Here is a 1,861-nt window from a genome sequence, read left to right on the forward strand (position 1 = left end):
GATGAGCAAAGTCGTGAATACGGCAGCTGAGGCAGTTGCCGACATCGCGAGCGGATCCAGGCTCGCAGTGGGCGGCTTCGGGCTGTGCGGTATTCCCGACGCACTGATCGCGGCGATCGCCGACGGCGACGCCACCGATCTCGAGGTGTTCTCCAACAACTGCGGTGTCGACGACTACGGTCTCGGCATTCTGCTCGGCGCGCACCGGATCGCCAGGGTGACGGCGTCGTACGTGGGGGAGAACAAGGAGTTCGCGCGCCAGTATCTCGCCGGTGAGCTCGAAGTGGAGTTGACGCCGCAGGGGACGCTGGCCGAGCGGCTGCGAGCAGGCGGTACCGGCATCCCGGCGTTCTACACTCCGGCCGGCGTCGGCACCCCGATCGCCGAGGGCGGCTTGCCGTGGCGATACAACCCGGACGGTTCGATCGCCGTGGCGTCGCCACCGAAGGCGACGGCAGTGTTCGGTGGCCGCACGTATGTATTGGAAGAGGCGATCACCGCTGACTTCGCGCTCGTGCACGCGGACTACGGCGACACCGAAGGAAATCTCGTCTTCAACAAGACGGCGATGAACTTCAACCCGCTTGCTGCCATGGCCGGCCGGATCACCATCGCGCAGGTGGAGAACCTCGTCGAGCCGGGCGACATCGACCCCGCGCACGTGCACCTACCTGGAGTGTTCGTCGCGCGGGTCGTGCACACAGGCCCACAGGAGAAGCGGATCGAGAAGCGGACCGTCTCAGGAGGCACCAAGTGACCAGTGCAGAGGAAACCCGTATCGGTTGGACTCGCCACGAGATGGCCGCTCGCGCTGCCGCCGAGATGCGGCCGGGGGAGTACGTCAACCTCGGCATCGGCCTGCCGACGCTGATCCCCAGTTACCTGCCCGAGGGCGTCAAGGTGGTCCTCCACAGCGAGAACGGCATCCTCGGTACCGGACCGTATCCGACCGATGATCAGGTCGATGCTGACCTCATCAATGCCGGTAAAGAAACCGTCACCGTCAATTCAGGCGCCGCGTTCTTCGACTCGGCTCTCTCCTTCGGCATGATCCGCGGTGGTCACATCGACACCGCGGTGCTCGGCGGGATGCAGGTATCGAAGACCGGTGACCTTGCCAACTGGATGGTGCCGGGCAAGATGGTCAAGGGCATGGGCGGGGCGATGGACCTGGTCCACGGTGCCCGCCGCGTCATCGTCGTGATGGAGCACACCGACCGCGACGGCAATCCCAAGATCGTCGAGGCCTGCACGCTGCCGCTTACCGGTCAGAGCGTCGTCAACCGGATCATCACCGACCTGGCAGTGCTGGACGTCACCGCGGACGGGCTGCAGCTTGTGGAGCTGGCTCCAGGGGTCAGCAGCGAGCACCTGAAGAGTGTGACTGGTGTGGGCTTTTCCTGAAGCTTCGTACCGTAAATCGAAGAACGCGCCGACCGCTGGTCGGCGCGTTCTTTCGTCGGTCTGTCGGCGAGTACCGATAGTCTCGATCAGCGACTGTCGAATCTTGTTCGAGCTCAGACACCCAGTACCCGGCGGCCCTGTAAATTGTCCGAGGTGACTGATGTGGATTGGGGTGTAGATCGTCGGTTGCAATTGATTGTCCCAGGGGGAGAGGTGTCGCGCGCCGCGTCTGAACGGTGCGTTTCGGCAATGCGATCGGGGGGTAGATGAGCTGGGCGATTTGTAACGAATTGCAACAAAACCGTCGATACACCGGGGTATGGATTTCTCTTGTCACCTATGTATCGGAGACAATGGGTGGTTCTGGCTCGTCGAGGTTGGATGAGGTCGGTAGCTGCTGCGAATCGGACGTTCGGCTCGCACGGGTGCGCAATGGTGTGGAAGAGAGGCTGTGGGC

Annotated in this window: 2 protein-coding genes; both read left to right on the top strand. The window is 63.2% G+C overall.

What is annotated here, in order from left to right:
- The first annotated feature begins 1 nt into the window (after position 1).
- Positions 2-757: a CoA transferase subunit A gene (locus M0639_RS09105; protein WP_007730192.1), complete on the top strand. Its 756-nt coding sequence runs from the start codon at positions 2-4 to the stop codon at positions 755-757.
- A 41-nt stretch (positions 758-798) separates the two neighbouring features.
- The gene (locus tag M0639_RS09110; RefSeq protein WP_039973146.1) at positions 799-1,404 is read left to right on the top strand and encodes a 3-oxoacid CoA-transferase subunit B; all 606 of its coding nucleotides are present in this window, start codon (positions 799-801) and stop codon (positions 1,402-1,404) included.
- Positions 1,405-1,861: the final 457 nt, after the last annotated feature.

The organism is Rhodococcus qingshengii JCM 15477 (assembly GCF_023221595.1).
Classification (GTDB): domain Bacteria; phylum Actinomycetota; class Actinomycetes; order Mycobacteriales; family Mycobacteriaceae; genus Rhodococcus_F; species Rhodococcus_F qingshengii.